The 24532-nt window shown below is 56.9% G+C and carries 28 protein-coding genes; 8 read left to right on the top strand and 20 right to left on the bottom strand.

Features of this window, described 5'->3' with window-relative positions; translation table 11 throughout:
* Nucleotides 1-2 precede the first annotated feature (2 nt).
* From sseA to V6N04_RS07480, 9 genes are all read right to left on the bottom strand, one after another.
* Entirely contained in the window at nucleotides 3-857 is an 855-nt protein-coding gene (gene sseA / locus V6N04_RS07520) for a 3-mercaptopyruvate sulfurtransferase (RefSeq protein ID WP_371169527.1), read from the bottom strand.
* A gap of 141 nt (nucleotides 858-998) precedes the next feature.
* Entirely contained in the window at nucleotides 999-1283 is a 285-nt protein-coding gene (locus V6N04_RS07515) for a hypothetical protein (protein WP_371169526.1), read from the bottom strand.
* Nucleotides 1284-1429: 146 nt separating this feature from the next.
* A complete protein-coding gene (locus tag V6N04_RS07510; RefSeq protein ID WP_371169525.1) occupies nucleotides 1430-1879 on the bottom strand; it encodes a YaiI/YqxD family protein in 450 nt (149 codons plus the stop codon).
* 6 nt (nucleotides 1880-1885) lie between these two features.
* Nucleotides 1886-2716, bottom strand: coding sequence for an S-formylglutathione hydrolase (gene fghA / locus V6N04_RS07505; protein WP_371169524.1), 831 nt, complete (start codon nucleotides 2714-2716; stop codon nucleotides 1886-1888).
* Between the two features lie 34 nt (nucleotides 2717-2750).
* A complete protein-coding gene (locus V6N04_RS07500; protein WP_371169523.1) occupies nucleotides 2751-3863 on the bottom strand; it encodes an NnrS family protein in 1113 nt (370 codons plus the stop codon).
* Nucleotides 3860-4786: an AEC family transporter gene (locus tag V6N04_RS07495; protein ID WP_371169522.1), complete on the bottom strand. Its 927-nt coding sequence runs from the start codon at nucleotides 4784-4786 to the stop codon at nucleotides 3860-3862. The genes V6N04_RS07500 and V6N04_RS07495 overlap by 4 nt, the downstream gene beginning before the upstream one ends.
* Before the next feature lie 32 nt (nucleotides 4787-4818).
* Nucleotides 4819-5145, bottom strand: a complete 327-nt coding sequence (locus tag V6N04_RS07490; RefSeq protein ID WP_371169521.1) for a cupin domain-containing protein — start codon at nucleotides 5143-5145, stop codon at nucleotides 4819-4821.
* An 89-nt stretch (nucleotides 5146-5234) separates the two neighbouring features.
* Nucleotides 5235-6212: an iron exporter MbfA gene (gene mbfA / locus V6N04_RS07485; RefSeq protein ID WP_371169520.1), complete on the bottom strand. Its 978-nt coding sequence runs from the start codon at nucleotides 6210-6212 to the stop codon at nucleotides 5235-5237.
* 120 nt (nucleotides 6213-6332) lie between these two features.
* On the bottom strand, nucleotides 6333-7445 hold the full coding sequence (locus tag V6N04_RS07480) for an S-(hydroxymethyl)glutathione dehydrogenase/class III alcohol dehydrogenase (protein WP_371169519.1): 1113 nt from the start codon (nucleotides 7443-7445) through the stop codon (nucleotides 6333-6335).
* A gap of 110 nt (nucleotides 7446-7555) precedes the next feature.
* On the opposite strand from V6N04_RS07480, the gene V6N04_RS07475 reads away from it, so the two are divergent.
* The gene (locus V6N04_RS07475; RefSeq protein WP_371169518.1) at nucleotides 7556-7831 is read left to right on the top strand and encodes an I78 family peptidase inhibitor; all 276 of its coding nucleotides are present in this window, start codon (nucleotides 7556-7558) and stop codon (nucleotides 7829-7831) included.
* A 58-nt stretch (nucleotides 7832-7889) separates the two neighbouring features.
* Here the strand turns inward: V6N04_RS07475 and V6N04_RS07470 are convergent, their stop codons facing one another.
* From V6N04_RS07470 to paaI, 4 genes are all read right to left on the bottom strand, one after another.
* Nucleotides 7890-8333, bottom strand: coding sequence for a c-type cytochrome (locus V6N04_RS07470; RefSeq protein WP_371169517.1), 444 nt, complete (start codon nucleotides 8331-8333; stop codon nucleotides 7890-7892).
* Nucleotides 8334-8438: 105 nt separating this feature from the next.
* The gene (locus V6N04_RS07465; protein WP_371169516.1) at nucleotides 8439-9017 is read right to left on the bottom strand and encodes a TetR/AcrR family transcriptional regulator; all 579 of its coding nucleotides are present in this window, start codon (nucleotides 9015-9017) and stop codon (nucleotides 8439-8441) included.
* A 3-nt stretch (nucleotides 9018-9020) separates the two neighbouring features.
* Nucleotides 9021-10328, bottom strand: a complete 1308-nt coding sequence (gene paaK / locus V6N04_RS07460) for a phenylacetate--CoA ligase PaaK (RefSeq protein ID WP_371169515.1) — start codon at nucleotides 10326-10328, stop codon at nucleotides 9021-9023.
* 34 nt (nucleotides 10329-10362) lie between these two features.
* Nucleotides 10363-10794: a hydroxyphenylacetyl-CoA thioesterase PaaI gene (gene paaI / locus V6N04_RS07455; protein WP_371169514.1), complete on the bottom strand. Its 432-nt coding sequence runs from the start codon at nucleotides 10792-10794 to the stop codon at nucleotides 10363-10365.
* A gap of 323 nt (nucleotides 10795-11117) precedes the next feature.
* Between paaI and V6N04_RS07450 the strand changes: the two genes are divergently transcribed.
* On the top strand, nucleotides 11118-11465 hold the full coding sequence (locus V6N04_RS07450) for a DUF2794 domain-containing protein (protein ID WP_371169513.1): 348 nt from the start codon (nucleotides 11118-11120) through the stop codon (nucleotides 11463-11465).
* Here V6N04_RS07450 and V6N04_RS07445 read toward each other — a convergent pair whose 3' ends face one another.
* From V6N04_RS07445 to V6N04_RS07435, 3 genes are all read right to left on the bottom strand, one after another.
* On the bottom strand, nucleotides 11466-12317 hold the full coding sequence (locus tag V6N04_RS07445; RefSeq protein ID WP_371169512.1) for a C40 family peptidase: 852 nt from the start codon (nucleotides 12315-12317) through the stop codon (nucleotides 11466-11468). It abuts the gene before it with no gap.
* Nucleotides 12317-13699 (bottom strand): leucyl aminopeptidase family protein, encoded by a 1383-nt coding sequence (locus V6N04_RS07440; RefSeq protein WP_371169511.1) that lies wholly within the window; start codon nucleotides 13697-13699, stop codon nucleotides 12317-12319. Before V6N04_RS07440 ends, V6N04_RS07445 begins: the two co-directional genes overlap by 1 nt.
* Nucleotides 13700-13784: 85 nt before the next feature.
* Nucleotides 13785-14165, bottom strand: coding sequence for a hypothetical protein (locus V6N04_RS07435; protein ID WP_371169510.1), 381 nt, complete (start codon nucleotides 14163-14165; stop codon nucleotides 13785-13787).
* Between the two features lie 139 nt (nucleotides 14166-14304).
* Here V6N04_RS07435 and V6N04_RS07430 point away from each other — a divergent pair, with 139 nt between their 5' ends.
* From V6N04_RS07430 to V6N04_RS07410, 5 genes are read left to right on the top strand one after another with little or no spacing between them, the layout of a single operon-like run.
* Nucleotides 14305-14955, top strand: coding sequence for a carbonic anhydrase (locus tag V6N04_RS07430; RefSeq protein ID WP_371169509.1), 651 nt, complete (start codon nucleotides 14305-14307; stop codon nucleotides 14953-14955).
* 15 nt (nucleotides 14956-14970) lie between these two features.
* On the top strand, nucleotides 14971-15609 hold the full coding sequence (locus V6N04_RS07425) for a lysophospholipid acyltransferase family protein (protein WP_371169508.1): 639 nt from the start codon (nucleotides 14971-14973) through the stop codon (nucleotides 15607-15609).
* The gene (locus V6N04_RS07420) at nucleotides 15606-16544 is read left to right on the top strand and encodes a phosphatidate cytidylyltransferase (RefSeq protein WP_371169507.1); all 939 of its coding nucleotides are present in this window, start codon (nucleotides 15606-15608) and stop codon (nucleotides 16542-16544) included. The genes V6N04_RS07425 and V6N04_RS07420 overlap by 4 nt, the downstream gene beginning before the upstream one ends.
* Nucleotides 16545-16559: 15 nt before the next feature.
* Nucleotides 16560-17177 carry a CDP-alcohol phosphatidyltransferase family protein gene (locus V6N04_RS07415; protein ID WP_371169506.1) on the top strand — a complete coding sequence of 206 codons (618 nt, stop codon included), beginning with the start codon at nucleotides 16560-16562 and terminating at the stop codon, nucleotides 17175-17177.
* Nucleotides 17178-17225: 48 nt separating this feature from the next.
* A complete protein-coding gene (locus V6N04_RS07410) occupies nucleotides 17226-17759 on the top strand; it encodes an SRPBCC family protein (RefSeq protein WP_371169505.1) in 534 nt (177 codons plus the stop codon).
* A gap of 54 nt (nucleotides 17760-17813) precedes the next feature.
* Here the strand turns inward: V6N04_RS07410 and V6N04_RS07405 are convergent, their stop codons facing one another.
* Together V6N04_RS07405 and V6N04_RS07400 are read right to left on the bottom strand one after the other, a co-directional pair.
* Nucleotides 17814-18494, bottom strand: a complete 681-nt coding sequence (locus V6N04_RS07405; protein WP_371169504.1) for a hypothetical protein — start codon at nucleotides 18492-18494, stop codon at nucleotides 17814-17816.
* Nucleotides 18495-19362: 868 nt separating this feature from the next.
* Nucleotides 19363-20385 carry an aspartate-semialdehyde dehydrogenase gene (locus V6N04_RS07400; RefSeq protein ID WP_371169503.1) on the bottom strand — a complete coding sequence of 341 codons (1023 nt, stop codon included), beginning with the start codon at nucleotides 20383-20385 and terminating at the stop codon, nucleotides 19363-19365.
* A 386-nt stretch (nucleotides 20386-20771) separates the two neighbouring features.
* Here V6N04_RS07400 and V6N04_RS07395 point away from each other — a divergent pair, with 386 nt between their 5' ends.
* Complete coding sequence (locus V6N04_RS07395; RefSeq protein ID WP_371169502.1) at nucleotides 20772-22079, top strand: DEAD/DEAH box helicase; 1308 nt, start codon at nucleotides 20772-20774, stop codon at nucleotides 22077-22079.
* On the opposite strand, the gene V6N04_RS07390 is transcribed toward V6N04_RS07395, so the two are convergent.
* Entirely contained in the window at nucleotides 22076-23263 is a 1188-nt protein-coding gene (locus V6N04_RS07390) for an MFS transporter (RefSeq protein WP_371169501.1), read from the bottom strand. The two genes, V6N04_RS07395 and V6N04_RS07390, sit on opposite strands and share 4 nt — an antisense overlap.
* A 128-nt stretch (nucleotides 23264-23391) precedes the next feature.
* A complete protein-coding gene (hemE, locus tag V6N04_RS07385; protein ID WP_371169500.1) occupies nucleotides 23392-24426 on the bottom strand; it encodes a uroporphyrinogen decarboxylase in 1035 nt (344 codons plus the stop codon).
* Nucleotides 24427-24532 lie beyond the last annotated feature (106 nt).

Below are 24532 nucleotides of genomic sequence, written 5' to 3'. Positions count from 1 at the left end.
GTCTACTCTCCGGTTTCGACTTTCAGGTCGGAATACATGCCCCATTCGGACCAGCTGCCATCATATACCGCATGGCGGTCATGGCCCATGCGTTCAAGCGCAAGCGCCAACACGGCCGCAGTCACGCCCGATCCGCAGCTTAGGATGGCGGGTTTGTCCAAATTGACCTTTGCAGTTTCAAAGATCGCGCGGGTCTCGTCAGGGGTCTTCATTGTACCGTCGGCGTTCAACAGCGTCCCAAAGGGCACGTTTTTTGAGTTCGGGATGTGACCGGCGCGCAGTTCTTCGCGCGGTTCCGGCACATCGCCGCGGAAACGCTCGGCAGCGCGCGCATCAATGATCTCGTAATCACCAAGTTTCGACGCCGCAGCCACCTGGGTCACATCTTTGATCATATGGGCTTGGCGCATCACGGTCATATGGCGGTCGCGAATGATCGGGGGCATGTCTTCGATGGGGCGACCTTCGGCCTGCCATTTTGGAAAACCGCCGTCCAAAACAGCAATGTCCTTGTGGCCCATCAAGCGGAACATCCACCACACGCGCGCGGCGGAAAACAGGCCCATCCCGTCATAGACCACGATCTGATGCCCGTCGCCGACACCCAATGCGCGCACGCGAGACATAAACTTCTCAACCGGGGGCATTGTATGTGGCAGGTCTGATCGTAGGTCGGCGATTTCGTCAATATCGAAGCGGCGCGCGCCGGGGATATGCGCGGCCTGATATTCGGCCTCTGCATCGCGGCCCATATCGGGCATGTACCAGCTGGCATCCAGAATGCGCAGGTCAGGGTCTTTTAGGTGCTGCGCTAACCAGTCGGTCGAGACCAGTGTCCTCGGGTCACTATGTGGCATGGCTTGCCCCTCCGCTCTGTTTCTATGACTGCGTAGAACGCATGCTGGAAATACGCAAGACTGGGGGCGCAAACATCCTTGCCAGAACGAAAAAAGGGAAGGCCGAAGCCTTCCCTGCACTCGTTAAAATAACTTTTTGCCTTATTTCGACATCATGTTGCGGACAACGCCCACAACAGCAAGCAACGCGCCGCCGCCAACACCACCCGTCGCCACATGGCTCAGGATCGATGCAATATCCAACCCGCCAGCGCCTGCATCCGCAACACCACCAGCGCCGATCATGGACAGGATTGTGCCGCCCAGACCGCCACCAAGGATGCCCGCGATCGAGTTGATCAGCGTGCCCTGGTTCAGGTTTTTCAACAGGCCGCCAGCTACGTTGCCGCCAACCGCACCCGAGATAAGTCCAATAATCAGTTCCATGTCCCATTCCTTCCGTTCTTCTTGCGCAGAATGAACCATGGCGCTGACCGCCAACAAAGGGGAAAACGAGCGTGTTTTACCCCCTAAACATCCTGAACGGAAAACCTAGAGCACGTCGAAAAGGGCTCGGCCCGATGGATGGCCGGTTAGCCTGAGGTAACCCTGCGAAGCGCCATGTCCAAGGCTTCACGGAAACGCGCGCGGTCGGACTTAGAGAAGGTCCTGCCGCCACCCTGCCGAAACGGGTCCGCGGCGCGCAAGTCGGTCATTAGATCGCGCATGGCTAATTGTTCGCGCACATTGGCCTGAGTAAAGCGTTCGCCAGAATGGCGCAAAACCTGTGCACCAGCTTCTACACATTTGGCTGCCAACGGAATGTCGCCCGTGACCACCACATCCTTGGGGCCTGCGCGATCCGCGATCCACATATCCGCCACGTCCGGCCCGTCTTCGACATAGATCATTTCGACCAAAGGGTTTGGGGATGGACGCAGCCCGCCGTTAGAAACGAACAGGACTTTCGTTTTGTGACGTGTCGCGACGGCCTCGGCTTCGGCCTTTACGGGGCAGGCGTCTGCATCGACATAGACGACCATGCGCGCCTAGGTCCACAAGGCTTCGGCGTGAAACGCGATATGGTCTTCCATAAAGGTCGAGACGAAGAAATAGCTGTGGTCATAGCCCGGTTGCAGCCGCAGCGTTGCTTGTTGGCGGCGGGTGGCAATGGCGGCGGCCAATGCCTCGGTTTTCAGAAGGTCGGCGAACTGATCATCGGTGCCAGTGTCGATCAACATTGGTCCGTCAAACCCACGCTCTGCCATCAGAAGGCTTGCATCAAGGGCCGCCCAATTCGACTCGTCTGATCCAAGATATGCGCCCAACTGCTTGCGCCCCCAATCCGAGGCCGTCGGATTGCAAATCGGCGAGAAGGCCGAGACCGACCGGAACCGCTCAGGCAGCGCCATCGCCATTGTCAGCGCGCCGTGCCCGCCCATCGAATGACCTGTGATCCCTTGTCGTTCTGGGTCCAGTGCGAACTTGTTGAACACCAATTCGGGCAGGTCTTCGATCACGTAATCCCACATGCGGAAATGCGGGGCCCAGGGGGCTTCGGTCGCGTTCACGTAAAACCCGGCACCTTGGCCCAGATCATACGCGTCATCATCGGCGACATTTTCGCCGCGGGGGCTGGTATCCGGGAAGATCAGCGCGATGCCCTGTTCGGCCGCCCAAGCTTGCGCTCCGGCCTTGGTCATTGCGTTTTCATGCGTGCAGGTCAGGCCAGACAGATACCACAGCACGGGGACGGGACCGTCTTGCGCCTCGACCGGCTGAAAAAGCCCAAACGTCATGTCCGTCCCGGTCGCGTCCGAGGCGTGCTTGTACACCCCTTGCGTGCCCCCAAAACAGGCGTTTTCCGATAGCGTTTCCATCCGTCGCTCCCTTTGAACTGCTACGTAGAGCTAACTAGACACGCGGGGCGATGGCAATGGGGAAAGCGCGCGTGAAGAACATGATCATACCAAGCGACCAGAATATCCCACCAAGGGTGTAGAAATGGCTGGGGTCGCTGGACCAATCCGCCGTGACACGTAACGCCGCTCCGATATGGATGAAATTCAGATACAGGCGGTCAAACCGTGTCCCAACGATAGGGCGGCCTGAATGGCCCAAAAGCGCACGCAGCATGACGATCATGGTGATCGACCCAATCGCGCCTGCCCCAATGGCGTGATAGACCTGTCCGATGCTGACAAGATCGGTTAGCGATGCCAATGCAAGCAGAGCCGCGGAAATTGGAAGCCACGCGTAACCGGCATGTTGAGCAAATAACAGCGGCTCGCTGACAACTGCGAAACCGCGCCAGCGCGACAGGCGTACAGCAAGCGCGATGGCTGCAACAGCAGCCAGTGCACCGGTAACAACGTGCGCACCGAACACCACCCAACACGCCGCCATCGCGACGCTTAGGCCAATGGCGATTTGGTCGATGGTGCCAAACTGGGCTGGCAGTTGCGTCTCGCCTCGCTTCTTTAGCCAGTTCCGGCTGAAAGCGGGGGTCACGCGGCCACCGATCTGGACCATAAGGACAAAAGCCAGCGCGAAACCCATAGTCAGGCCAAGCGCCGCGTCTGACATCAGGAAAATCGCTTGCGACAGCCCGAGCGCCAGCACCACCGCGCCGACGACGTAGTTGCGGCGATTGCGGGCGGCGATCAGCTCGCGCAGTACCAAAAGCGCCACGATTGGCAGGAAGGCCAGCGTCACCGTATGCGACAGATCGCCCTCGGGCGCGGTGAACATCATAATGCGCCCCGAGGCCCAAAGCGCGAATAGGGCGGCAACCATCTTAGGTCCAAGTGGCGGGCGATTGGTCCAATTTGGGATCGCCGTAAATAAGAAGCCGGCGAGTGCCGCAGGAAGGTAGCCCCAAAGCATCTCATGCTGGTGCCACAGCAGTGGGTTTTCCATCCGGTCGACGACACCAGAATAATAAATCAACCAGATCGGAACGGCCGTTCCAGCAAATAAGGCAGCAAATGGAAAGAACAGGCGGTAAGCGCCGGATAGGATTGTCATGGGTTCAACCAAGCAAGAATTGCGGACACGGTCAGTATTGACAAGATCGTCGATATCAGGATTGAAGCCGAAACGCGCTGCGGCGCAACGCCGTAGTGCTGGGCAAGGATATAGACGTTGCCCGCAACAGGAAGGCCCGCCGCTGCGACCATGACGCCAGCCGAAAACCGGTCGACCTCGAACACGAAGAACGCCAACAGACCAACCGCCAGCGGGTGCAGGATCAGTTTGGCAAAAGAAAGCCACGCAGCGACGCTGACCCGCTCGGCGGATTTGGCAGCAAGTGATGCCCCGATGGCAAAGAGCGCGCCGGGTGTCGAGGCACCGGCCAACAGGTCAAGGAACCTGCCGATTGGTTCGGCCAGCCCCCATCCGGTTGCAGACCATGCAAATCCAAGCGCCATCGAGACGATCATCGGGTTGGTGAGCAGACCCCTCGTTACAGTGCCCAGCACAGCAGGGCTGATCCGCCCGTCGCGCGATCCGGTGATCAAGATTACGATCAGGCTGCTAAAGACGAAAAGGTCGACGGCAAGAACAAGCATGACTGGGCCGACGGCGGCGTCACCGATCAGAAGAGCCAACATCGGAATGCCAAGGAAACCAGTGTTGCCGATCACGGCGCATTGCGCTTCAACCGCCGCTTCTTCAAGCCCGCGTTTGCGGATCAGGGCAATGCCGGTTGCCAGTAGGTAGATCGCGCCTCCGCCCAGCAGGTAGGCCCAGATAAAGGGCCAGTCGACGACTTCGGACAATGTCAGGTTGGCCGAGAACCGAAATAGCATTGCAGACAGCGCAAAGTAGAAGACAAATCGGGTGAGATAAGCTGTTGCCTGAGGTGGGAAAAACCCGCGCGCGGATGCGCCAAAGCCCAAGCCGATAAGTGCGAAAAATGGCAGGGTCTGCAACAGCACGTCGATCATGACGCAGCCCTAGCATGAGGAAAGGTGCTTGGCTACGCGTTGCGATGCCGGTTGGAAGGTTCTTCCAGCAACTCGACCTCGATAAATGCGCATTCGAAGTCATTTCCGTTGATGACGTCGTGCTCGACCCCGGCCTTTCGGTCGTAGGGCACACCGTTACTTAGCTCGGCTTGAACTTGGGTGCCGTCGGGCAGGTCGATGTCTAGCACACCGTCAAACATCGGCACGACGAGGTAATCGTAGGCATGGGTATGCCAGCCCGTGTTGTCACCCCGCTTGGCAAAGCGCCATTCGGTGACGCGCATGCGCTCGTTCTCTAGCAGCAGCGTCGGTTTTGCAGATCCTGTCGCGTCACACATAGTGTCCTCCTGTTCGTCGCAGGATGCGTGTGAGGCTGCGGATGCGCTATCGCCAGTTGCATGGTGATGTCAGTCCAGCTTTGGCCCGCCTAACCGCCACCAATCAGCGCACCTGCAGCAAAGACTAAGGCTCCTCCGACCACGACCTGCAATGTCGCGCGCATGAACGGCGTTTGCATGAAACGGTTTTGCATCCAGACAATTGCCCAGAGCTCGATAAACACAACGATGATGGCAATCGTGGTTGCGGTCCAGAAGTCCGTAATCAGATAGGGCAGGGCGTGACCCAAGCCACCCAGCGTGGTCATGATGCCTGACGCAAACCCGCGCTTAATTGGGCTGCCGCGCCCCGACAGTTCGCCATCGTCCGAGGCGGCTTCGGTGAATCCCATGGAAATGCCCGCGCCGACACTTGCGGCCAGACCCACCAGAAACGTGGTGTGAGTATCTTGTGTTGCAAAGGCCGTGGCAAAGATCGGAGCCAAGGTTGAAACCGACCCGTCCATCAGACCGGCAAGTCCGGGCTGAACCCAGGTCAGGATAAACTGACGATGGGCGTCGGCATCCTCGGACGATCGGGCGTCGCTATCAAGATGCATAGCTTCCAGATCGCCCGCCAGATTGCCGTGGTCTGCTTCGGCCGCTGCCAAATCACCCAGCAGTTTTCGCGTGCTTGCATCAGCGGTCCGGTCAGCTGCTTTGCGATAAAACTGCTCTGCCTGACGTTCCATTTCGCGAGCTTCGGCGCGGATCGTTTCAAGCCCCAGATTTTCGACAAGCCAAACCGGGCGACGCGCATAAAACCCGGCCACATGTTCCCGGCGGATCAATGGAATGACGTCGCCGAACCGCGCTTGATGCGCTTCGATTAGGATGCGCCGGTGTTCATCCTCCTCCAAGGCCATTCCGTCAAAGACCTTTGCCGAGGCAGGGAAGTCGTTGCGCAAGTGCTCGGCATACTGACGGTAAATGCGCGCGTCGTCTTCCTCGTTCGAGATCGCCAAGGCGAGGATTTCTTGTTCGGACAGATCCGAAAAGCGACGACGTTGAAGGGTGCCGGACAGCATGAGAAGGCTCCTAAATTAGAACGGTTCTAATTTAGCAAGTTGCGGGGTTTTCACAAGCTCAAATAAGAAAAAGAGGGGGCCACGGCCCCCTCCTAAACGTGCTCAGATGTGGGCTGGTGTTTAGTAAACCACAACACCGCGAATGCTTTCGCCTTTGTGCATCAGGTCGAAGCCCTTGTTGATGTCATCAAGGCCCATGGTGTGGGTGATCATTGGGTCGATCTCGATCTTGCCGTCCATGTACCAGTCGACGATCTTGGGCACGTCGGTCCGGCCGGATGCGCCGCCAAACGCTGTACCGCGCCAGCTGCGTCCTGTGACCAATTGGAAAGGGCGGGTTGAGATTTCGGCACCAGCCGGGGCCACACCGATGATGATCGATTCACCCCAGCCTTTGTGAGCGGCTTCCAAAGCGGTGCGCATCACGCCGACATTGCCGGTTGCATCAAACGTGTAGTCCGCGCCACCGCCGGTCAGTTCGACCAGATGGGCAACCAGATCGCCGTCGACTTCTGCAGGGTTCACAAAATCGGTCATGCCGAAATGCGTGCCCATTTCGACCTTTGAAGGGTTCAGGTCCACGCCGACAATCTGATCGGCACCCGCAAGGCGCAAGCCCTGGATGACATTCAAGCCAATGCCGCCAAGACCGAAGACAATTGCGGTCGAACCGATTTCGACCTTGGCCGTGTTGATCACTGCGCCGATGCCTGTTGTTACACCGCAGCCGATATAGCAAATCTTCTCAAACGGAGCGTCCTTGCGTACTTTCGCCAGCGCGATTTCCGGGACGACCGTATGGTTGGCAAAGGTCGAGCAGCCCATGTAGTGATGAATAGGCGTACCATCAAGCATTGAGAACCGGGTTGAGCCATCGGGCAATAGACCAGCGCCCTGTGTCGAGCGGATTTTTTGACACAGATTGGTTTTCGGGTTCAGACAGTAATCGCATTCACGGCACTCAGGCGTGTAAAGCGGAATGACATGATCGCCGACCTCAAGCGATGTCACGCCTTCACCAACCTCGATCACAACGCCAGCGCCCTCATGTCCCAGAATGGCGGGGAAAATGCCTTCGGGGTCATCACCTGACCGGGTGAATTCGTCGGTGTGGCAAAGCCCAGTGGCTTTGATTTCAACAAGAACCTCGCCGGCACGTGGGCCTTCAAGGTTCACTTCCATGATTTCAAGCGGTTTTCCGGCTTCAACGGCGACAGCAGCACGCGTGCGCATAGTAGTTCTCCCTCAGTTCGTTGTCGGCAGGTTGCGGGAAAGAAGCGCGGTTTTCAACCTTGCTGCGACCGCCCCTTGCCTTGGGGCGACATTCCGGCGCAAATAGCGGAATGAAACTGCACGTTATTCTACCCGTGATCATTTTGCTGTGGGCCTGTCAGGCGGGCAGCCCACCACCAACGCAAGACGATCTAACGCCGCGTTGCGGCAAGGATCGGTTGCTTGGATTGGTTGGGCAAGATGCTGCAATCCTGCGCGAGGTCGAATTGCCCGCAACCACCCGTGTTGTTCAGCCCGGCATGGCGCTGACGCAGGACTACCGACCGGATCGGCTGAATGTCTCGATTGATGATGACGGTAAAATCGATCGGGTATGGTGCTCGTAGTCAAAAGAAAAAGGGCGGCGCGTCGTTGACACATCGCCCCTGTTGTATTCGTCGATACTTACTTGCGATAGTCGCGGTGGCACGCTTTACAGGTTCCGCCGATTTGGCCCAAAGCGGCCCCCAAAGATGCTTCGTCTGTGATCGGGCCGACACTTTTCGCAGCCATCACCATATCTTCCGATTTTTTCACGAAATCATCCCAGTTTTCCCAGATTGCTGGCAGGGCTTCGGTGGCGGGATCAGTTTCATTCGCCATGAACTTCTCGGGCACCATCATGCCATTCTCAGCTATTGTTGCGACGGCTGCATCAGCTTTTGCGGCGTCAAACGCCATTTCGCCTTTCGCCATCCCTGCAAGCGTTTTCATTGCACCGCCAATGGCTTCCATCGTTTTCATTCGCTCAATTACGACTGGGTTCGTGGCGTCTTGATGGGCTTGAATTGCGGTGGCCATTGGAATGCTGACTGCCAAAGCCAATAATGTGGGTCTAAGAAGTTTCATGGGTAATCCTTTCGCCTAGAAACACGTCATTCATCCGATCTTACGCACGAAGTTGCAAAAACAAAATGACAGGATTGTGATCGGCGAAATTCGCCATTGGGCGACCTACAGTGAGTGGACACCACCCAGCACAACATCGGTAACTAGATCGGCATACTCTTCGCGACTTAGCCCTTTGCCCGGCCTGTTCCACATATAGTACCAGTTCAGAATGCCAAATACCGACATCGTCACGGCACGCAGATTGCGGCTGCCCGAAAACGCCTCGGGGGCTTCTTTTTGCAGCGCGGCACCCATCATGTCGATCAGTCGGCGTTGAAGTGCGATCAATGGGGCTTGTTGCCGATCATCCAGCACAGCAAGGCTGTCGAGCTGCAACTTATGCTCGGCGTCCGCCCCCCGATACGCCTGCAAAATCGCCTGAACCAATCCACGCAATCCATCGGTTTCTGGCGCAGCTTCTACGTTGGCCACTAGCCCCGACAGGTGGTTGTCCAGGATATCGAACAGCAGGGCTTCTTTGCTGTCATAATAATGGTAAATCAGTGCTTTCGACACGCCACAATGCTTGGCCGCCGCAGTCATCGAGGCACGGTCGAACCCATGTTCTGCAAAATACGCCGCAGCGCCCTTTCGGATCGCGGCGCGTTTCTCCTCGTGATCGCGGGCTATTCCTCGCGGCATCGGTTACTCCTTCGGCCGATTGTCGATGACCCTTACAGCTTTCCCCTCGCTGCGTGCAACCTTGCCAGCATCTGCAACATGCACCTTTGCGCTGACGCCGACATTTGATTTGATCTTGCCTGATAAGGCACGGGCAGCGGCGTCGGCCCCGTCTTGCGACAGACCCTCGGCCATTTCGACGTGAATGTGCATTTCGTCCATGCGCCCCGGGCGGCACAGTTCGATCTGGAAATGCGGGCTAAGTGACGGGACATTCATTAACTGTTCTTCGATCTGGGTCGGAAAGACATTCACACCACGTAGGATGATCATGTCGTCCGAACGCCCGGTGATTTTCTCCATCCGTCGCATCGAACGAGCGGTGCCGGGCAAGAGCCGCGTCAGATCGCGGGTGCGATACCGGATGATGGGAAACCCTTCTTTGGTGAGCGAGGTAAAGACCAGTTCGCCCAGCTCTCCATCCTCGATAACCTCGCCGGTGTCGGGGTTGATGATCTCGGGGTAGAAATGATCCTCCCAGATGTGTAGCCCGTCTTTGGTTTCTACGCATTCATTGGCGACGCCCGGTCCGATCACCTCGGACAGGCCGTAGATGTCGACGGCGTGCATGTCGAAGGCGTCTTCGATTTCGCGCCGCATATTGTTGGTCCAAGGCTCGGCCCCGAAAATTCCGACTTTCAAGGGGCTCTTGCGCGGATCCAGCCCCTGTTTTGCGTATTCGTCCAGAATGGACAGCGCATAGGATGGCGTAACCGTGATGCCATCTGCCTGAAAATCCTCGATTAGGCGCACTTGTCTTTGGGTCATCCCGCCCGAAACAGGCACAACTGTCAGCCCGAGCGCTTCGGCTCCGCCGTGAACGCCAAGGCCGCCGGTGAACAACCCGTAGCCATAGGCGTTGTGTAACACATCACCGGGGCGCAGACCCGAGGCCCGCATGCAGCGCGCCACGACGTCGGACCACATGGATAGATCGTTTTTCGTATAGCCAACCACGGTCGGCTGCCCCGTTGTGCCGGAACTTGCATGGACCCGCGCGATTTGCGTGCGTGGCACTGCGAAAAGCCCGAACGGGTAGTTGTTGCGAAGATCTTGTTTCACCGTGAATGGAAACTTAGACAGATCGGCGAGGTCGTTCAGGTCATCGGGATGCACGCCCGCGTCATCAAAGCTTTTGCGATAAAAAGGCACGTTGTCATAGGCGTGACGCAGCGACCATTTCATGCGCTCAAGCTGGGTTGAGGCGATCTCATCGCGCGAGGCAATCTCGATCGGGTCAAGATCTTCCTTGCGGGGCGTCAAGTCTTTCATGTCTCTCCTTCGGCGGGGCGCTGCCCGCCCCATCTCAGTCGTTTTCGTTGAAATGTGTGCCGGATATCTGGCGTGAGTGTCCGCGGAAGATCGCGATATCGCGCCCCGCTTCGCCGGTGACGGTGACGTCATAGATACCGGACCGCCCCTCGCGGCTGGTTTCCCGCGCGGTCGCGGTTAGCGTCTCGCCCAGTTTGCCTGGCGCCAAATAAGTGATCGAGTTGTGTTGGGCGACAACGCGTTGATTGTAGCTGTTGCATGCAAAGGCAAATGCACTGTCGGCCAGCGTAAAAATGAACCCGCCATGGCAAATGCCGTGACCGTTGGCCATGTTGTCGCGGATCGTCATGGTCATCGTTGCACTTCCCGGAGCCACGGCATCCAAGGACATCCCTAGCCTCTTCGAGGCAGGATCATCCTCCCACATCACCTTGGCGGCGCGTTCGGCACGGTCTTGCGGCGTCATCATTCCCCCTACATTTGAAGCGAGGATGCACAAAGCTGACCATTCGGTCAATAGTGTTATCAAAGACCAACAGATGATCACCTGACTTGTCAGGTCCAGAAGCATAAATTTTGGGAGGTATTTTGTTTTGTAGCCCCGGTGCCGCAAACTGGGTGGGGGCTGTTAACTGCGACACCGGGATGAGCTTTCACTCTCTCTACACCTAGATGTATCCGCGGTTAACGTGGCGTCAAAAGGGAGCGCATGTGTTATCTTGTGTCAGATTCTTAGGCTAAATCAGGGCAGGGATTGATTTATTTACCATTGATGGGCAGTCTGGATGCATGAACATGCAAAACCTGACGCCCTTTCCGGGGCAGGGCCCGCCAGCAGATCAAGTTACGTTTAATCGTGTGGAACTGGGCATTATCATGGGACTTTACGGTCGGATGGTTGCGGCCGGTGAATGGCGCGACTACGGCATGAGCTTTTTGCGCGAGGTTGCGGTTTTTTCGGTCTTCCGGCGCACGGCAGAGCATCCATTGTACCGGATCGAGAAACGCCCGAAACTCCGTGGTCGGCAAGGGCAATATGCCGTGATCGGTATGGATGGCCAAATCCTGAAACGCGGCAATGATCTTAAAACGGTTCTGCGCGTATTGGAACGCAAGCTGATCCGGGCGGTCGAGTAGCTACAGGCGTTTTCGCGATGTAACCGGGCCATCGCCCTGCGTGTCGATGCGCGCAATGCCAGCCTTGATGTCTTCGTAAACCACCGCCATATCATGCGCGTTGGCATGGATCATGCGGGTGCCATCGACCACCATGGCAACGTGGCCTTTCCAGAAAATCAGGTCACCGCGTTCGAGCGGAGTCCCGTCCGGGATGTCGCGTCCCAACGCGGCCTCTTGCATATCGCTGTCGCCGGCGCAGGGGATGCCACAGGCCAAAAGCGCGGCCTGCACAAGGCCGGAGCAGTCGATGCCGAAGCTTGAGTTGCCGCCCCACAGATAAGGGGTTCCCAAGAATTTCTCAGCGACTGATACAGGATCAGTTTCGAGATGGTCGAGAGCACTTAGGTGTCGGACTGGGACAAATAGGTTATGCGGGATGGTGCCGCTGCTCCAAGCCACCTCGGCCCAACCGTCTTGTTCGCCCATAAAGGTCAACTGCGCACCGAAGGGCAAGGCGGTGATCTGCCCCTGTTTTTTAAGTCCCGGTGTCGATTTCCCGTAGCTTCTGGCGGTGGAGATCTTGTGTGTCGGGGTCTCGTTCACAGCTGGAATGAACGCGGTTGCATCGATCCATCCACAATATCTGTCTTTTTGCGCGAACCCGAAGGCCTGACCGTCACGCATCTCGAGCGTTGTGAAGCTTTCGCCACGCAACAACTGTCGGTTCCGTGCGCCAGAGGGTGACAAAAGGTCAGCCACCACTGCAGCGACACGATGTGTTTCGCCCTCTACATAGCGTTCTCTTTCCACCACCCCACGCAGGCTTTCATGCGCCACGTGGTCATTTGCGGGGGTTAAACGCGGGTCCATCACAAGTCCAACATTTCAGGCAGAGCTTCCAGAAGCGCACGCGCGCCCATGCCGACGCCGCCTTTTGGGCGGGCGGGGGCGGCTGTTGGGTTCCAGCCATAGATGTCAAAATGCACATAGCGCGGTGTGTCGGTGACAAAGCGTTTCAAAAACAGCGCCGCCGTGATCGAGCCTGCAAACCCGCCTTTGGGTGCGTTGTCGAGGTCGGCAATACCCGGTTCGATCATCGCTTCATATGGCGCCCAGAACGGAAGCTCCCATACTGGGTCGGCTGCTTGGCGGGCTCCCTTGCGCAGGGCATCTGCATCCCCGTCCGCAGTGGCATAAAACGGGGACAGATCCGGGCCGACCGCAACACGGGCGGCCCCCGTCAGCGTCGCCATTGAGATCATCAGGTCGGGCGTCTCTTCATCCGCCAACGCCAACGCATCTGCCAAAACCAAACGACCTTCAGCATCCGTATTGTTCACCTCGACCGTGAGGCCCTTGCGTGAGGTCAGAATGTCACCCGGTCGAAACGCATTGCCGGCCACCGCGTTTTCAACGGCTGGGATCAGCACACGTAGACGCAGCGGTAAATCTAGCGCCATGATCATCTGTGCCAGACCCAGGACCGTGGCCGCGCCACCCATATCCTTTTTCATCAAGCCCATCGAGGCTCCGGGCTTCAGGTTCAGCCCGCCGGTATCGAAACACACACCCTTGCCCACCAATGTCAGCGTCGGGCCTGCGCTGCCCCAACGCAGATCAATCAGCCGAGGGGCACGGCTGGCGGCACGGCCAACGGCATGGATCATCGGGAAGTTCGCATCCAGCAACGCTTCGTCTTTGACAACGTCAACCGAAGCACCGTGTCCGTCTGCAAGCGTGCGAATGGCGTCTTCCAGATGGTCCGGCCCCATATCCTCGGTGGGTGTGTTGATCAGGTCACGGGTCAGGGCTTCGCCGGCGGCGATGGCCTCCAGCCGTTGGGCGTCCAATCCCTCGGGCGCAACAAGCTGAGCTTGGGGGGTGCTTTGAGACGCATATCTGTCGAAGCGATACCCCTCAAGCAACCAACCCAATGCGGTCTCTTCAAGGTCTTTTGGTGAAAGGTTATGTTCAAGGCGATAGGTGCCTGAGGGCAGTTTCGTTCGTGCCGCCGCGAAACCGAACCGCTTACGCGCGCGCGCGGCCTGATCGCCATTTCCGGCCAACGCCATCGCGATTGTCCCGTCTTGACCCGGAACGACCAAAACCTCGCCAAGGGCACCCTTGAACCCGTTGGCTGTTGCCCAAGCGGCCGCGTGATCTGGTAGCAGATCAATGGCTGCGTCATCCCCTTTCTCGATCAAGATCAGGGGAAACACATCATCTGTGTCAGGAGCAAAGGTTAGGGTCATGGGCGCCTCAGGTCGTTTTATCCGCGCACAGCTTAACGCGCCCGCGCGCCACCGCAAGGCAAAGGCACGACACGTGCGAAATCGCCTACACGGACATGTCTTGAATGTCCCAGACTGCAATCAGGCTTCGTTCTCCTATCCGGCTGAGGCGTGACAGTGTCGCAGCGAACCCAGCAGGATCATGTCCCCGCGAAAGATCCAGTACGTCCCGCGCGACCCGCCCCAAGCTGGTCATGCCAAGCTTGTTGGCGATCTTGGTCAGGCTGCGAACGTGGTCACGCACCTCTTCAACCTGCCCGCTGCGGTGACTTTTTTGCACGTTGGCTAAGCTTATCGCCAACTCCTCCAACGTTTGGTTGACTTCTTTATCTGCGGTTGTTGGTCCAAGCTGGACATACAACGCCTCGAACTGCGAACGATCCAGATGTACGGATTCCTTCAAGTTCAGATTCATAACGACAGACACCGGTTCACCCCTGGCTATTTACCCACTCAAGCCGATTGTGACGCAGCGATCTCAAGAAATCGTATACTGATACTACAAAATTTCCTCGAATTTCACTCGATTGCACCCTAGATACGAACAAACCTGTCAGGAGGGACACATGGACAAAGCGCTACCACTGCCAACTTATCTTGTTCAACGCTATCAAGGCTGGAAGGCCACCGGGTATGCCGACAACAAAGCGTGGTATCGCCGATTGGCTGATGAGGGCCAGCACCCGCGCGCCATGTTGATTTCATGTTGCGATTCCAGGGTCCATGTGACGGCCATCTTTGGCGCAGATCAGGGCGAGTTCTTTTTGCACCGTAACATCGCCAATCTGGTGCCGCCCTATGCACCGGATGGCGATTATCACGGAACATCCGCCGCGATTGAATACGCCGTCACCGCGCTGAAAGTGGCGCATGTGATTGTGCTGGGCCATTCGACCTGCGGCGGCGTGAAAGGGTTTCACGATATGTGCCGTGGCGATGCCCCTGAACTGGCCGAGGAAACATCATTTGTCGGACGCTGGATGGATATTCTGCGGCCAGGGTATGAGCGATTGGGCGGAGATGATGCGAAGATCAACCTGTCCGAGCTTGAAAAAGAGGCAGTGGTCGTATCCATGGACAACTTGATGACATTCCCCTTCGTGCGCGAGGCGGTCGAGTCAGAGAGGTTAAGTCTTCACGGCCTGTGGACCGATATTGGCGAGGGCGGGTTGGAATATTACGATGCCTCCTCGAAATCATTCAAACCAGTTGGATAGCGGGCGGGTGATCGCATGATACGCAGGGCGCTTGCAGGGATTGTCGGAAACGCGATTTCCCTGTTTGCGCGCGTCGTGACGGCGGTTCGGGGTGTCTGGCAGGGCATAGAGCCAATCCAGAAACAACGCATCTATTTTGCCAACCATGGCTCGAACGGTGATTTCGTTCTCATCTGGACGGTGCTGCCCCCGGCGCTGAGACGCCAGACACGTCCGGTTGCAGGGTCCGATTATTGGCTGAAAGGAAAGCTAAAGACCTTCGTGGGACGTGAGGTGTTCAACGCAGTTTTGATTGACCGCAACCCGAGCACACGCACCCATGACCCGATTGCACAGATGGTCGAAGCGCTTGATGGCGGGGCAAGCTTGATCCTGTTTCCCGAAGGCACGCGCAACCTGACCGACGAAACCCTGCTTCCCTTTAAACCGGGTCTGTTCCATCTGGCCGAGGCTCGCCCAAATGTCGAGCTTGTGCCGACGTGGATCGACAATCTGACCTCGGTCATGCCGAAGGGCAAGGTGATCCCCGTGCCGCTTTTGTGTTCTGTTACATTTGGCACGCCGCTAGAGGTTATCGACGGCGAAGATAAAGCCGCATTCCTCGCCCGCGCCGAAAATGCGCTGGGTGATCTGGCAAAAGAGGTGGCGCGATGAATGCTCCCGCGGAGTTCACGACGCTTATAGGGGGCGTATTTGCGGTCCTTGTGGTGGCGACGATCGTCGGTCAAATCCTCAGCGCAAAGATGGGCGCCGATAACGAAGTGGTCGAAAACCTTGTTGCCCGTATCAATGCGTGGTGGGGCATGGTCATCTTGCTGGCGCTTGCGATGTTGGGCGGGCAGGCAGGTGTCGTTATCCTTTTCGCCGTTCTCAGCTTTGCGGGCCTTCGCGAATTTCTGACCCTGACCGCCAAAAGACGCGCCGACCACTGGGCACTTGTGATCAGCTTTTTCGTGATCCTGCCCGCGCAATATGCGCTGATTTGGGCGGACTGGTACGGCATGTTCTCGGTTTTCATTCCGGTCTATGTGTTCCTGCTGCTGCCCATCGTGATGGCCGTCCACGGGGACACAGATGGGTATCTGACGCGCATCGCGGAAACCCAATGGGGTCTGATGATTTGCGTCTTCGCGGCCAGCCATGTGCCCGCGCTTTTGTCGCTCGAAATCCCCGGCTACGAAGGCAAGAACGTGTTGTTGGTGGCCTTTCTTGTCGTGGTCGTGCAGCTGTCTGACGTCCTGCAATACGTCTGGGGCAAATTGATCGGACGTCACAAGATCGCGCCGCGCCTGTCGCCCTCCAAAACATGGGAAGGGTTTGTCGGAGGTATTCTGACAGCATCTCTGGTTGGGGCAGGCTTGTGGTGGATGACCCCGTTCACACCGCTTGAAGCTGCAGGGCTGTCACTGATCATCACCCTGATGGGCTTTTTCGGAGGGCTAGTCATGTCCGCTATTAAGCGAGACAAGGGTGTGAAGGATTGGGGACATCTGATCGCAGGTCACGGCGGGTTTATTGACCGGCTTGACAGCGTCGTCTTCTCGGCCCCCGTTTTCTTTCACCTGACCCGTTATTTCTGGTCCGTCTAATCGGGAAATAAACCCATGACCCAACGCAGACCCATCGCCAGCCGAGACCGCAAATGGGCGCAACGTGTGGCAGCTTGGCTTGTGAATAAAAAGGTCACTCCGAACCGGATCAGCCAAGCCTCGATCGTGTTTGCGGCGCTTGCAGGTATAGCGTTCTGGTTGTCTGGCGGAAGCTCGGCAATCTGGCTAATCCTCGCTGCGATCTGCGTGCAGGGCCGCCTTTTATGTAATCTGTTCGACGGTATGGTCGCGGTCGAAGGCGGACGGGCCGAACCCGACGGACCCTTCTGGAACGAGGCCCCTGACCGTTATGCCGATATCCTGATCTTGGTCGGCGCGGGGCTGGGTGCAGGAAGCCCTGCGCTGGGCTGGGCTGCGGCCACGATGGCGGTCTTGACGGCCTATACACGCGAGGCGGGCGCGGCGCAGAGTTTGGAGCCGGACTTTTCCGGCCCGATGGCCAAGCAACACCGCATGGCGCTGGTGACAGCCGCGGCATTGGTAGCTGTTTTCCTGCCAATTCTTTGGGGATACCCGACCCTGTTGATCGCATTGTGGGTCATCATTATGGGGGCAGGAGCGACCGCCATTCGGCGCGGATTTCGCATGACCGTTGCGCTAAAATCGCGCTGATCGGCGATTTATGCTATACTTCGCAGATTGAAGCGAAGGGAATGATTAATGCGATTTTTTAAAGCCCTATTGAAGTGGCTGGTGATTCTGATTGTTGTGCTTGTGGCGGTGGCCTTTTTGCTACCTTCGTCAGTGTCAGTCAGCCGGTCCACGGTCATTGCGGCCGCCCCCGAGAAGATATTTCCTTATGTAAATTCCATGCAAGCAACCGAGGCTTGGTCACCGTGGCTAGCGCGCGACCCAGACGTGCAACTAACCTATGACGGCCCGGAAGAAGGCGTCGGGAATACCTTGCGCTGGGCCTCGGATAAACCGGATGTGGGCAACGGCATTCAGGTGATTACCGCCAGCACGCCAAACGAACGTGTGGACACAGCGCTGGACTTTGGTGCTCAAGGGTTGGCCAACGCATACTTCTTGCTGGACCCCGCTGACGGAGGCACGCAAGTGACATGGGGTTTTGACACCGAGCTTGGCATGAACCCCATCGCGCGTTGGATGGGTCTGATGTTCGACAGCTGGATCGGTGCTGACTACGAAGCAGGGCTCGCGAATTTGAAGAAGGTGGTTGAGGGGGGGTAGATTGCAGGTGCTCTGAACAAATCGTTGATGTTCGCCTCATTTAAAGGGTTGATGTCACTGAGAGCTAGTCTCTGACAGTAAAACCAACTCAAGTCCGAAACCATCCAGCAGCGCCTCGCTGTTCGATTGTATGCCTGCAATCGGCAACTTCTCACTGGGAAAACTAAGCACGAGCGATCCAAGTGTCTTGTTTTCAGTTTCAAACACTTCTTCGCGGAACGGTGACCAATAAACTTCAAGTCGACCAGTCAGAAGCGCTCTGTAATTCAGCCCGAAGGAGTTGAAGCCACTGTCTGGATCATAGGGGAACGTACGGGTGCTGGTCTGCCCATCTTCTAGTTCGAGGATCAAAGTTACATCGCCTTCTTGAGGCAAAAAATGCTTCCCAAACAGGCACCCGAGTAGATTGAGTTGAATCTGGCCAGTCACGAGGTTGTCCACGCGCTGTTTTTCGTCAGACGCTCTTTTGTGAATAGAGAATTCCGGCTCTGTATACACCTTAGCAACCTTTTTAAGATCAATATCGCCTGAAAGGTGCACAGTTCTAAAATGGGGTGGGCAGTGATCAGATTTGTCTGTCGGTTTGCTGTCCGAAAGGGTCGCCGAAGCATACTGGACTTGCCTGACTTTAATCGTCAAACTACCGGCGACAGCTGCTTCGACGCAGATAACGATTGCTGCGAAGCTCAGCAAAAACTTCAGACTGAATTGGTGGTAACGATGGCTCAATTTCACGGGGCTTCTCTGTCTTCTGCGACGTAGATGTGGGTAGAGGCTCGTATATCAACCAGCAACGGCTCCTTCCCTTCTTTTAACTCCATTGGGATTGCTCTCCAATCGAAGGTCAACTTCAACCGACCAACAAAATTGTCGTTAGGAGATTTGGCAAATGAGGATCCTACGATAGGTTCAAACTGGCCTCCGTTCGTCGGTGTCCAGGATCGACTAGTATACATTAAGGACAACGTATCTTGGATATCGGTTTCGATAAGACCTTGATGAAAAACAGTGAAATTTCCGATGTCCCCCGACAGGGTGTAGCTTGCTCGGATAAACTCAAGGAACCCTTCATAGTCACAAAAAACCAATGATGCTCTCAGGTTTAGGGAAGCCATATTGCGACGCTCTCCGTCGGAATAGAACCTCTTCGAGAACCTCGATGAAATTTGCGTTCTTACTGGGTTTTGCTCCATTTTCCCTGCACGTCTTATACCGACTGTTTTGCTTGTCGCCTCGGTGTGTAGAAATGGGGAAACATCAAAATACAGGGGTACTAATTCGCGAGCGAGGTCAATTCTTGCGAGGCGGGTAGGTGTGCTGCAAGTATCTGACATGTCGTCAGGCACCACGATCAGTGTTTCTTGGGCCCAGTCTGGACTGATAACAAATGACGCAGTCGGCGTCTGGGAAACTCCCTTCGTAGATAACGCAAATATGGCGAGGACCGACACACGGAATAGCAAAAATAGTCTTTGAAATAGTGAAATCATGACGCCGGACGTATTCGTTTATCAGAAGTTGAGTATATGGCGCAAATTTCCACTATGAAAGACAAAAGCCCCACTAAACAGCGGGGCTTTCAAACAGGATTGATTGGGTGTGATCACCCCTTCTTCAGAACCTCACGCCCCAGAAGCTCGGCGATCTGTACCGCATTCAACGCGGCTCCTTTGCGCAGGTTGTCGGACACGCACCACAGGTTCAGGCCGTTCTCAACCGTTACATCCTGACGGATGCGGCTGATGAAGGTGGCGAAGTCGCCCACACATTCGACCGGGGTGACATAGCCTCCGTCTTCGCGTTTATCCACGACCAGAATGCCGGGGGATTCGCGCAGGATGTCGCGCGCTTCGTCTTCGTCCAGAAACTCCTCGGTTTCGATGTTGACCGATTCTGAGTGGCCCACAAAGACCGGAACACGCACGCAGGTCGCGGTGACTTTAATTGATGGGTCGACGATCTTTTTCGTCTCGGCGACCATCTTCCATTCTTCTTTCGTGTCACCCGAGTCCATGAAGACGTCGATATGCGGGATCACATTGAAGGCGATCTGCTTGGGGTAAACCGATGGATCAACCTCCTGACCCGGCACGTACATGCCCTTGGTCTGGTTCCACAGCTCGTCAATCGCGTCTTTGCCGGACCCCGACACGGACTGATAGGTCGACACGACGACGCGTTTGATCTTGGCGCGGTCATGCAACGGTTTCAGTGCCACAACCATCTGAGCAGTCGAGCAGTTGGGGTTCGCAATGATGTTTTTCTTCGCGTAATCGTGGATCGCCTGCGGGTTCACTTCTGGAACAATCAGCGGGATGTCTGGATCATAGCGGTAGAGCGAAGAGTTATCGATCACAACACAACCTGCGGCAGCCGCCTTGGGCGCATATTGCTTGGTCGCCTCTGAACCCACGGCAAACAGCGCCATGTCCCAGCCAGAGAAATCGAACGTGTCCAGATCCTTGGTGGTGATGGTGGTCTCGCCAAAGCTGACTTCGGTGCCGAGGGAACGGCGCGAAGCTAGCGCGACAATCTCGTCCACAGGAAACTGGCGTTCTGCCAGAATGTTCAGCATCTCGCGGCCCACATTGCCTGTGGCGCCAACGACAGCGATTTTATAGCCCATCACGGCCTCCTTAATTTCATATAGTCCGCCAGACCCCTTGTGAGTCTGGTCAAACCGAGGGCGTCCATAGCGCAATTGCCGCGTGCGTGAAAGCGTCATACGCGCGATCTGCCATCATTTATCGTTGACTTGTGTGCTTTTCGCTGTGATACGCGCGCTATCTGTCCGGTCGACGCGTGAGCGACCCGCCCCAAAAGTGAGGCAGGCAGACCAACGGGCGCAAAGCCCATTTCCACAAGTTCCCAAATCACGCGGGGTGCTAGCGACCAGTTCGGCGCTTGGGCATTCGGTCCAGATCGCGAGCATTGGCCGCAACCTATGCGATGGGCTTAACGCCCCAGACCCGTGTGATATCGGTGCGCGTAAGGCGTGCCAGAAAGACGAATATGACTAAATTTACAGAGCTTGGGCTAGACCCGAAGCTGGTGGCCGCCGTGACCGAGGCTGGCTACGAGACGCCGACACCCATTCAAATACAAGCCATCCCCTTAGTGCTTGAAGGGCGTGACGTGATGGGGTTGGCGCAAACAGGTACCGGCAAGACCGCAGCGTTTGGCCTGCCATTGATCCATCAACTTTTAAGCAACCATGACAAGCGACAGCCAAAGTCGGTCAAAGCGCTGATCCTTGCACCGACGCGCGAGCTGGTGAACCAGATCGCCGACAATCTGCGAGCCTATGTTCAGGGCACGCATCTGAAGGTGCGGACCGTTGTGGGCGGCATGTCGATCAACAAGCAGATCAACATGCTTGCACCGGGGATCGACATTCTGGTCGCAACACCGGGGCGGTTGATTGACCTTTTGGATCGCCGTGCAATCCGTCTGGACACCGCAACCTTCCTAGTGTTGGACGAGGCTGACCAGATGCTCGACATGGGGTTCATTCATGCGTTGCGCCGGATTGCGCCAGAATTGGGAAGCCCACGCCAAACCATGCTTTTCTCGGCGACCATGCCCAAACTGATGGCGGAATTGTCGAAAGCGTATCTGACCGATCCTGCGCGTGTGCAGGTTTCGCCTCCGGGCAAAGCTGCCGATAAGGTGACACAAGGCCTTTACTATGTGCCCGGCCGAAACGAGAAAATCACCAAGTTGATTGAACTGCTTGAGCATGATGAGGAGGCGCTTTCGCTTGTCTTTTCGCGCACCAAGCACGGGGCCGAAAAACTGATGAAACACCTTGTCACCAAGGGGTTCAAGGCAGTGTCGATCCACGGCAATAAAAGCCAAGGTCAACGCGACAGGGCGCTTGCAGCCTTCCGCGCAGGCGAGGCACGCATTCTGGTGGCGACCGACGTTGCGGCGCGCGGGATCGACATTCCGGGCGTGAGCCACGTATACAATTTCGATCTGCCCGAGGTGGCCGATAACTACGTTCACCGCATTGGCCGCACCGCGCGTGCTGGTGCTGACGGGGACGCAATTTCGTTTGTCTCCGGCGTCGAACTGGGCCTTCTGCGTGATATCGAGAAGGTAATGAAAATCGAAATCCCCGTGCTTGGCGGCAAGCGCCCGGCCGAGGAGAAACGGCCCCAACGTGGGCAAGGCGGCGGAGGCCGTCGCGGCGGCGGTGGCACAGGCGCTGCTGGCGGGCGCAAGCCGCGAGGCGCGTCAGGGCAAGGCGCAAAGCCCTCGGGCAATCCGAACGGGGGTGCGAGCAGACGACGCCGCAGGCCCAGAAAATCCGCTTAGTCCGTTCGGTCCTGACTGAACAGATACAACAGACAGCCGATTAATCCCGGCACCGCAAAAAACAGGAACACGGCCTGATACGGGGCCGTGACCGCCACTTCAGGGCCTTGCGCGGACCGGAACACACCGGCTGACGCATATTGGAACACTCCAACACCACCGATCCCGAACATATTCATCAAGGTCACGCCACGCCCCACCAGATGCGGGGGATAGAAGCTGCGACCATGCGCCATGATCAGTGGGAAGCTTGCAGCAAAAAGCCCGATCGCCGCCATTGTCAGCGATACGCGCCACACACCGGCATCTGGCGCAGCCCACAGCAGGAAAACCAGCGCGACAGCAATCATGTTGCCAGGAAAGATCACCCATTTCCGCGTTTTGAAAATCCGATCCAGTGGGCCATAGACGAAACTTCCGATCACCATAGCCAATGCAATCGCCATCGTGGCCCAGCCAATCCCGGTGGTATCCAACCCATAGACATCGCGCAAATAGGGCCCCGCCCAACTGCCGCGCAAACCTGCCGCTGCTGCATAGTTCACGAACATAAGTGGGAAAATAGCCCAAAGGGCGGGCATCTTCAAAAGGTCCAGAACGGTACCCTTCTGTTCCCCTTCTTTCGTGATGACCTTAGGGGGATTGTTGACAGTGATCATAATCAGCGCCGCAACAACCAGTGTGATCGCTGCCAACGCCCACAAACATGTTCGCCAACCAAATTGTTCGATCGCCAAGGCCATTGGCAAAGCGCCCGCAATGTTTCCCAATGCCCCGATCCCAATGACCATCCCGGCAAGAGTCCCAAAAACGGCTGGCGAATACATGCGAGCAAAAATGAAGTAACTCGCCATCAAAACCGGAGAACACCCGATCCCGATCAAGATCATTGCGTAGAGTATATGGTCAGGCGTGGCCGCCACCGCAAAAAGAGCGGCGCCCCCGGCTCCGCCCAAGGCCAGTAAACCGGCGGCCACCTTGCGCGGCCCAATATTGTCCAATGCCCAGCCAACGGGGATCTGCATCAAAGCAAAGACCAGAAACCAAGCACCGGATGCCCGCGCTAGATCTTCTGGCGCCGCCCCCAAATCCATCTTTAGTGCAGGCGTCATAACCGCCAGAAACGCCCGGTAAAACTGGCTCAGAACATACGCAATGATCAGTGTGATTATGCCAGCCCGCATGGCGACCTCCCTCAAGCAACCCGCGCAGAAGACACGGCGGCCACCGGTTTGACAAGCCCGCTCTTTTTCTTGTTACAAGTATCCTGGGGTGAGCGGCAGAGCCGCGAGGGGCAAAGCCCCTTACCGGGTCAACCGCCCCGCACGGTATCGATCATCAACTGAACATTCTCTGGATCAGCGTCCGGCGTGATCCCATGCCCCAGATTGAAAATATGCGGCCCGTTTTTGAACGCCTCAACAACCTTGCGCGTCTCGTCGACCAGCGCCTGACCGCCAGTGACCATATGGCTCGATGCCAAATTGCCCTGCACACAGCCATCAATCTGCACATTCTCGGCGCCCCATCTCGGGCTGACCGAGTTGTCCAGCGCCACGCAATCCACTCCGGTCGCTTTGGCAAAGCCAATGTATCCGTCGCCGGCTTCTCGTGGGAAGCCAATCACAGGGATGCCGGGATGGCGTTTCTTAAGCTCAGACGTGATCACCTGTGCAGGCTCTACTGCGTATTTCTGGAAATCCTCGCCCTTCAGCGACCCGGCCCAGCTATCGAAAAGCTTCACGACTTCAGCACCGGCTTCAATCTGTTTTGACAGATACTCAATCGTGCCTTCGGTCAGGCGGTCCATCACGGCCTCAAACAGCGGACGGTTTTCAGCCTTTAAGGCATGTGCCGGCCCTTGATCCTTGGTGCCTTGCCCCGCAATCATGTAAGTCGCCACTGTCCAAGGCATGCCGGCAAACCCTATCAACGTGGTCTCTTCCGGAAGCTCGCGGCGCAGTATGCGCACCGTCTCGTAGATCGGATTCAACGTCTCGTGGATGTCTTCTTTGCCCGACAACTTGTCGAAGTCCGCTTGACTGGTGATCGTTGAAAGTCGCGGACCCTCACCGGTCACAAACCAAAGATCAGCCCCGAGCGCCTGTGGCAGCAGTAGAATGTCGGCAAACAAGATCGCCGCATCAAAACCGTAGCGGCGTATCGGTTGCAATGTGACTTCAGCCGCAAGTTCTGGGTTATAGCAGAGCTTCAAAAAGTCGCCTGCTTCGGCTCTTGTAGCTCGATATTCCGGCAAATACCGCCCCGCCTGACGCATCATCCAGATTGGTGGCGTGGGAAGGGTCTCACCCGCAAGTGCGCGTAGAATGGTCTTTTGCTGGGTCATGGGGCGGCCTTTCGATTTTTGTCCCCTGCGTGGTCACTCAGCCGCGACAGGATGTCAAGCGTAGGGGGTGTCGCAGGCATAGACAGCCCTGTGCAACAGGGCTAAA

The sequence above is a fragment of the Aliiroseovarius conchicola genome, from assembly GCF_041403445.1.
GTDB classification, from domain to species: Bacteria; Pseudomonadota; Alphaproteobacteria; order Rhodobacterales; family Rhodobacteraceae; genus Aliiroseovarius; species Aliiroseovarius conchicola.
The sequence above is the reverse complement of the archived record's forward strand: the minus strand, read 5'-3'. Positions and strand labels throughout refer to the sequence as shown.

Excerpts from the sequence above, each read along its gene's own strand:
- sseA (WP_371169527.1), bottom strand. The coding sequence starts at position 857 with ATGCCACATAGTGACCCGAGGACACTGGTCTCGACCGACTGGTTAGCG.
- V6N04_RS07515 (WP_371169526.1), bottom strand. The coding sequence starts at position 1,283 with ATGGAACTGATTATTGGACTTATCTCGGGTGCGGTTGGCGGCAACGTA.
- V6N04_RS07510 (WP_371169525.1), bottom strand. The coding sequence starts at position 1,879 with ATGGTCGTCTATGTCGATGCAGACGCCTGCCCCGTAAAGGCCGAAGCC.
- fghA (WP_371169524.1), bottom strand. The coding sequence starts at position 2,716 with ATGGAAACGCTATCGGAAAACGCCTGTTTTGGGGGCACGCAAGGGGTG.
- V6N04_RS07500 (WP_371169523.1), bottom strand. The coding sequence starts at position 3,863 with ATGACAATCCTATCCGGCGCTTACCGCCTGTTCTTTCCATTTGCTGCC.
- V6N04_RS07495 (WP_371169522.1), bottom strand. The coding sequence starts at position 4,786 with ATGATCGACGTGCTGTTGCAGACCCTGCCATTTTTCGCACTTATCGGC.
- V6N04_RS07490 (WP_371169521.1), bottom strand. The coding sequence starts at position 5,145 with ATGTGTGACGCGACAGGATCTGCAAAACCGACGCTGCTGCTAGAGAAC.
- mbfA (WP_371169520.1), bottom strand. The coding sequence starts at position 6,212 with ATGCTGTCCGGCACCCTTCAACGTCGTCGCTTTTCGGATCTGTCCGAA.
- V6N04_RS07480 (WP_371169519.1), bottom strand. The coding sequence starts at position 7,445 with ATGCGCACGCGTGCTGCTGTCGCCGTTGAAGCCGGAAAACCGCTTGAA.
- V6N04_RS07475 (WP_371169518.1), top strand. The coding sequence starts at position 7,556 with ATGAAACTGCACGTTATTCTACCCGTGATCATTTTGCTGTGGGCCTGT.
- V6N04_RS07470 (WP_371169517.1), bottom strand. The coding sequence starts at position 8,333 with ATGAAACTTCTTAGACCCACATTATTGGCTTTGGCAGTCAGCATTCCA.
- V6N04_RS07465 (WP_371169516.1), bottom strand. The coding sequence starts at position 9,017 with ATGCCGCGAGGAATAGCCCGCGATCACGAGGAGAAACGCGCCGCGATC.
- paaK (WP_371169515.1), bottom strand. The coding sequence starts at position 10,328 with ATGAAAGACTTGACGCCCCGCAAGGAAGATCTTGACCCGATCGAGATT.
- paaI (WP_371169514.1), bottom strand. The coding sequence starts at position 10,794 with ATGACGCCGCAAGACCGTGCCGAACGCGCCGCCAAGGTGATGTGGGAG.
- V6N04_RS07450 (WP_371169513.1), top strand. The coding sequence starts at position 11,118 with ATGAACATGCAAAACCTGACGCCCTTTCCGGGGCAGGGCCCGCCAGCA.
- V6N04_RS07445 (WP_371169512.1), bottom strand. The coding sequence starts at position 12,317 with ATGGACCCGCGTTTAACCCCCGCAAATGACCACGTGGCGCATGAAAGC.
- V6N04_RS07440 (WP_371169511.1), bottom strand. The coding sequence starts at position 13,699 with ATGACCCTAACCTTTGCTCCTGACACAGATGATGTGTTTCCCCTGATC.
- V6N04_RS07430 (WP_371169509.1), top strand. The coding sequence starts at position 14,305 with ATGGACAAAGCGCTACCACTGCCAACTTATCTTGTTCAACGCTATCAA.
- V6N04_RS07425 (WP_371169508.1), top strand. The coding sequence starts at position 14,971 with ATGATACGCAGGGCGCTTGCAGGGATTGTCGGAAACGCGATTTCCCTG.
- V6N04_RS07420 (WP_371169507.1), top strand. The coding sequence starts at position 15,606 with ATGAATGCTCCCGCGGAGTTCACGACGCTTATAGGGGGCGTATTTGCG.
- V6N04_RS07415 (WP_371169506.1), top strand. The coding sequence starts at position 16,560 with ATGACCCAACGCAGACCCATCGCCAGCCGAGACCGCAAATGGGCGCAA.
- V6N04_RS07410 (WP_371169505.1), top strand. The coding sequence starts at position 17,226 with ATGCGATTTTTTAAAGCCCTATTGAAGTGGCTGGTGATTCTGATTGTT.
- V6N04_RS07400 (WP_371169503.1), bottom strand. The coding sequence starts at position 20,385 with ATGGGCTATAAAATCGCTGTCGTTGGCGCCACAGGCAATGTGGGCCGC.
- V6N04_RS07395 (WP_371169502.1), top strand. The coding sequence starts at position 20,772 with ATGACTAAATTTACAGAGCTTGGGCTAGACCCGAAGCTGGTGGCCGCC.
- V6N04_RS07390 (WP_371169501.1), bottom strand. The coding sequence starts at position 23,263 with ATGCGGGCTGGCATAATCACACTGATCATTGCGTATGTTCTGAGCCAG.
- hemE (WP_371169500.1), bottom strand. The coding sequence starts at position 24,426 with ATGACCCAGCAAAAGACCATTCTACGCGCACTTGCGGGTGAGACCCTT.